The sequence below is a fragment of the Amycolatopsis rhizosphaerae genome (assembly GCF_007713715.1).
Lineage (GTDB): Bacteria > Actinomycetota > Actinomycetes > Mycobacteriales > Pseudonocardiaceae > Amycolatopsis_E > Amycolatopsis_E rhizosphaerae.
Map to the genome: position 1 here is coordinate 1 of NZ_VJWX01000457.1, position 5,723 is coordinate 5,723.

Here is a 5,723-nt window from a genome sequence, read left to right on the forward strand (position 1 = left end):
CACGTGCACCCCGCACGCGGCCAGCACGTCATCGTCGACCTCCACCAGCAGGCTCGGCCTGCCCACCCCGCCCGCACGCCGCGGATCCGGCGCCTCCCTGAGCAGCCGCAGCCCGGTCAGCCGGGTGACGACCCGGCTGACCGTGGGAATGCTCAAGGCCGTCTCGCGGCCGATGTCCCCCCGGGAGAGCGGGCCCGAGGCGAGCACGGTGGTCAGCACGGCGGCCTCGTTGGCCGCCCGGACATCGCCAGCCTTCCGCACACCGACCTCGTTTCCCCGCCCGAAAATGATATCGACGAGAAATAAAGACGACCGCGCGGCCACTGTCAACGGCGTCCACGGCGCGGACTGCCGACTTTCTTTCATCCTGACGAATAGTGCGGATGTTCCGGGATACGGACACAATTGACCGCGTGCCGGGCCGGCGGCAGGATCCGGGGCTGATATTCCCTCATTGCCCTCGTGCCGTCGGCGGGAGAAATCCGTGCCGATTTCCGCGACGGGTTTGAAGCTACCCGGACCTTTATGTCCGCTCGTTACGCCGCCGGCCTCGACACCGTCAGGGGATGACCGCCATGCCCGTCACACTGCACTGGTTCCTGCCCACCTCCGGCGACGGCCGGACCGTCGTGGAACGGTTCCACGCCAACCGTTCCCAGGGACCGGCCGCACAGCGGGAGGCCGATATCGACTACCTCGCGCTGATCGCGGGGGCGGCGGAGCGGCTCGGGTTCGCCGGGGTGCTGACCCCGACCGGAACCTGGTGCGAGGACGCCTGGCTCACCACGGCGGCGCTCATCCGCGAGACCCGGCGCCTGAAGTTCCTGGTCGCCTTCCGGCCCGGCCTGATCTCACCCACCCTGGCAGCGCAGATGGCCGCCACCTACCAGCGGATCTCCGGAGGCCGCCTGCTGCTCAACGTCGTCACCGGCGGCGACGCGGTGGAGCAGCGGCGCTTCGGCGACTGGCACGATCACGACCGGCGTTACGCCCGTACCGACGAGTTCCTCACGATCGTGCGCGGGGTGTTCGGCGGCCACCCGTTCGACTTCGCGGGGGAGCACCTGCGTGTCGAGGGGGCGACCGTGCTCGGCGTGCCCGATCCGACGCCGCCGCTGTACTTCGGCGGCTCGTCCCCCGCGGCCCTCCCGGTCGCCGCACGCCACGCGGACGTGTACCTGACCTGGGGTGAGCCGCCCGCGCAGGTGGCGGAGAAGATCGGCCGGGTGCGGCGGCTCGCCGAGGAGGCGGGCCGCACCGTGCGGTTCGGCATCCGGCTGCACACCCTTTCCCGCGACACCTCGGAGGAGGCCTGGGCGGAGGCAGGGAGACTCCTGGACGCGCTGAGCCCGGAACAGGTGCGGCAGGCGCAGCGGCAGCTCGCCGCCAGCGAGTCCGTCGGGCAGCAGCGCATGGTCGCGCTGCACGGCGGCGCGCTCGGCAACGGCGTGCGCGGACTGGAGATCCACCCGAACCTGTGGGCGGGGATCGGTCTGGTGCGCGGGGGTGCGGGCACCGCGCTGGTCGGCAGCCACGGGGAAGTGGCCGACCTGATCGAGGAATACCACGCGCTCGGCATCGAGGAGTTCGTCCTCTCCGGCTACCCGCATCTGGAGGAGGCGTACTGGTTCGGCGAGGGCGTGCGACCGGAGCTGGCCCGCCGCGGACTGCTCGGGGGAACGGAGCCGGCGCCACTTTCCTTGCCCTGAAGGAAAAACGGTCAAAACGCCCATCGGTGAACAGGGGTAACGAAGTGGTGTCGATGTGAAACGGTGGGACATCCCGGTCCGATCTTCACCGCGATCCGGCGTGCCGCCGGGGACACTGAGGGGATCGCGAATGTCCGAACCATCTGCCGCACCGTTGCCAGCCGCCGCGCCCGGGCCCTTGCGGTCGGTGACCGGCGTGGGCTCCGTCGCGAGCATCCTGATCGCCCTGGTCGCGGCCTGTGACCTGGTGATGAGCTGGGCCGTCTGGCACACGCTCGGAGTGCTGGAGGACTACGCGGCCCGTAATGCCACCACCCAGGATCTGAAGGCGGCGGACCAGCTCACCGCCACAGTGGGCCGCCTGACGCTGGGCCTGACAGCGCTGGCCGCCATCGTCTTCCTGCTGTGGTCGTGGTCCGCCCGGCTCAACGCGGAAGCCCATTCGCCCGTCCGCCATCGCCATGCCCGCGGCTGGGTGATCGCCGGCTGGTTGCCAGTGGTCAACCTGTGGTTTCCGTACCACATCATCACCGACATCTGGCGCACCAGCCGCCCCGAGGCCCGTACCCCCGGCACCACCGAGATCACCGACCTCCCAGGAAGCCGCCTGGTGAGCTTGTGGTGGCTGTCGTTCCTGCTCTCCACCATCGTGCAGCGGCTGATCTACAGCCTCCAGCTCGCCGGCGCGACCTCGCTCGAGGAGTTCCGGGCCGGGGCAAGCGAATACACCGCCGCGAACCTCGTGCTCGCCGCCTCGGCCGTGCTGATCATCCTCGTCATCCGCCGGATCAGCGACTGGCAGCGGATGGCGCGGGAGGCGGTGCCCCCGCAGCCGGTGCCGGGAGTCTGAGCCGTTCCGGCGTGTCGGGGCCGGTGTCGACGGCCCCGGCACGGGCGCGTGACAGACTCGCGGCGATGTACACGCCGTCCGACCTCGCCGACCTGCTCGAATGCGAGCACCGCAGCATCCTCGACCAGGCGGCCGCCGCCGGACTGCCGGGTGCGCCCCGGCCGGACGGCGGGCCGGACCAGCTCGCCGCCAAGCACGGACGGGCGCACGAGGAGGCCACGCTCACGCGGTTGCGCCGCGAAAGCCGCGCGGTGATCGAGATCGGCGACCGTGATCCGGAGACCGCGGCGCGGGCGACCGCCGAGGCGCTCGCGTCCGGTGCCCCGGTGATCTACCAGGCCGTCTTCCACGACGGTGAGTTCTCCGGCCGCGCCGACTTCCTGGTGCGCGACGCCCAGGGGCGCTACGAGGTGTACGACACCAAGCTCGCCCGCCACGCGAAACCGGCCGCCGTCGTGCAGTTGACGGCCTACGCCGACGCCCTGCGGCGGGCGGGCGTGCCCACGGGGCCGCGGATGCACCTGCTGCTCGGCGACGGCAGCACGCGCTCGCTGCGCGTCGACGACTTCCTGCCGCTGCTCGACCGGCTGCGGGCCCGGCTGCGGGAACGCCGTCCGGGCGTGCCGGAGCGGTGGTGGGCCGACGAACGCCCGGCCTGCCAGGGGTGCCGCTACGCCCGGCACTGCGCCGAGGGGCGCGAAGCCGACCGGGACCTGTCGCTGGTCGCGGGCCTGCGCTCGGACCAGCGCCGCAAGCTCGCCGCGGCCGGGCTGGGCACGATCGACGCGCTCGCCGCCGCGACGGCCGACGACCGGCCCCGCGACCTGTCCGAGACCTCGTTCGCCACGCTGCGCGCGCAGGCTGCCCTCCAGGTCCGCCAGGACACCACCGGGGAAATCGCCTACGAGGTCATCGATCCGGCCGCGCTCGCCGAGTTGCCCGCCCCCGCGCCGGGGGACGTGTTCTTCGACATGGAGGGCGATCCCTTCGCCCTGGGCGGAACCGGGCTGGAGTACCTGTTCGGCGCGGTCACCGCCGAGGACGGGGTGCGGTTCACCCCGTTCTGGGCACACGACCGCGCCGGCGAGAAACGCGCCTTCGAGGAGTTCGTCGACTTCGCCACGGCCCGGCTCGCCGTCCACCCCGGCTCGCACGTCTACCACTACGCGCCGTACGAGTCGGCCGCGATCAAACGGCTCGCCGCGATCCACGGTACCCGCGAGGAGGCCGTGGACGACCTGCTGCGCAGCGGTGCCCTCGTCGATCTGTATGCCGTGGTGCGCAAGGCTTTGCGGGTCTCGCAGCGCTCGTACTCGATCAAGTACCTGGAACCGCTGTACATGCCGGAGGCGCGCGAAGGCGACGTGAAGACGGCGGTGTCCAGCATCGAGGCCTACGAGGAGTACCTCACCCTGTCGCAGGCCGGGGACACCGGCCGGGCCGAAGGGGTTCTGCGCGGTATCGCCGACTACAACGAGTACGACTGCGTCTCCACGCTGCGGTTGTTCGAATTCCTGCACAAGGTCAGGGCCGAGGCGGGGATCGACCCCGGGGCGCCCGCGCGGGAGTCCGAAGTGGACGATGTGGGCGCGTTGATGCTCCGCACCGAGGAGGAGCTCGCCGCCGAGCGGCGGGCCGAGCGTGCCGCCAGGATCGCCGCACTGGTCGACCCGCTGCTCGACGGGGTGCCCGGTGATCCGGGGGAGTGCACCGACCACGACCGCGCCCGTGCGCTGCTGGCCGCGTCGGTCGGCTACCACCGGCGGGAAACGAATCCGGCGTGGTGGGAGTACTTCCGGCAGCTCGCCGCGCCGCTCGGCGATCTGGAGGCCGACACCACCTGTGCCGTACCGGTTTCCGTGCGCGCCGAGGACTGGGTACCGCCGTCGGGCCGCGCCCGCAAGGCCCGGCGCAAGCTGGTCCTCGTCTGCGACCCGGACCGGCCCCACCCGTTCACCACCGGCGACTCCGTGCGATTGCGGTACGCCTCGGGCGCGCGGGACGCCAAGGTGGTCGCCGCCTCGGCCGTCGAGCTCACTCTGGAAGAAAGTTGCCGCCCCGGCGAGGAAGGCGCGGAACGGCCCGCGGCGGTGCTGCCGGGCAGCCCGGTGCTGCCCACGCCGAAGGACGAGGCGGTCGCCGACCTCGCGCGGCTGGTGGTGGACGGGCTGCCGTCGCTGCCCGCGCACCCCGGTGTCGACCTGCTGCGCCGGTCGGGCCCGCGGCTGAAGGGCGGGCACGCCCTGCCGGAGCCGGGGGAGGACCTGGTGGCGACCGTGATCGAAGCCGTGGAGCTGCTCGACGGCTCGACACTGGCCGTGCAGGGCCCGCCAGGGGCGGGCAAGACCTATCTCGCCGGGAAGCTGATCGCCCGCCTGGTGCGGGCGGGCAAGACCGTCGCGGTCACCTCCACCAGCCACAAGGCGGTCGAAAACGTGTTGTCCGCGGCGAAGAAGAACGCACCCGGGCTGCCCTGCGCGAAACGCGCCAGGCAGGCGCCGGATCCCGCGCTGCCCTGGGAACAGCCGAAGAGCAATCCCGCACTGGTGAAATGGCGCGAGGAACACGACGGCGGGCATCTGGTCGGCGGTACCGCGTGGACCTTCGCCAACGCCGCTATGCGGGACGACCCCTTCGACGTGCTGATCATCGACGAGGCGGGGCAGTTCGCCCTCGCCGACGCCCTCGCGGTTTCCCTGTGCGCCAGGAATCTCGTGCTGCTGGGCGATCCGCAGCAGCTTCCGCAGGTCGTGCAGGGCACCCATCCGGCGGGGGCCGAGTCCTCCGCGCTGGGCCACCTGATCGGCGAGGCGGATATCATCCCGCCGCATCTCGGTTACTTCCTCGACGAGACCCGCCGCATGCACCCGGCGGTGTGCGAGCCGGTGTCGAAGCTGTCCTACGCCGGGCGCCTGCACGCCCACCCGTCCGCCGCCCAGCGCGCGGTCGGCGGCGTCCCCGCCGGACTGTATCTGTCCGAAGTGGACCATCGCGGCAACACCACGCGTTCGGTGGAGGAGGCCGAGGCGGTGACGCGGATCGTGGCGGAGCTGCACGGCCGGGACTGGCGCGACCACGGCGCCATCCGCCCACTCGGCGACGGGGACATCCTGGTGGTGGCGCCCTACAACCTGCAGGCCAGGGTGGTGGGCAGGGCGCTGGAG

At 72.0% G+C, this 5,723-nt stretch carries 4 protein-coding genes; 3 read left to right on the forward strand and 1 reads right to left on the reverse strand.

All coding sequences use genetic code 11. The features are described 5' to 3' along the window. Positions 1-261, reverse strand: a 261-nt coding sequence (locus FNH05_RS30455) for a MarR family transcriptional regulator (protein ID WP_186382818.1), incomplete at its 3' end; no start/stop codon positions are given. A 314-nt stretch (positions 262-575) separates the two neighbouring features. On the opposite strand from FNH05_RS30455, the gene FNH05_RS30460 reads away from it, so the two are divergent. The 3 genes from FNH05_RS30460 to FNH05_RS30470 all read left to right on the forward strand — a co-directional run. Continuing rightward, on the forward strand, positions 576-1,709 hold the full coding sequence (locus FNH05_RS30460; protein WP_144592306.1) for an LLM class flavin-dependent oxidoreductase: 1,134 nt from the start codon (positions 576-578) through the stop codon (positions 1,707-1,709). Positions 1,710-1,839: 130 nt separating this feature from the next. Further along, positions 1,840-2,559, forward strand: coding sequence for a DUF4328 domain-containing protein (locus tag FNH05_RS30465; protein ID WP_144592304.1), 720 nt, complete (start codon positions 1,840-1,842; stop codon positions 2,557-2,559). 65 nt (positions 2,560-2,624) lie between these two features. Continuing rightward, a partial coding sequence (locus tag FNH05_RS30470; RefSeq protein WP_144592305.1) for a TM0106 family RecB-like putative nuclease occupies positions 2,625-5,723 on the forward strand: 3,099 nt, incomplete at its 3' end.

Bases quoted from the DNA above. Each gene is read 5' to 3' on its own strand.
- FNH05_RS30460 (WP_144592306.1), top strand. From the start codon at position 576: ATGCCCGTCACACTGCACTGGTTCCTGCCCACCTCCGGCGACGGCCGG.
- FNH05_RS30465 (WP_144592304.1), top strand. From the start codon at position 1,840: ATGTCCGAACCATCTGCCGCACCGTTGCCAGCCGCCGCGCCCGGGCCC.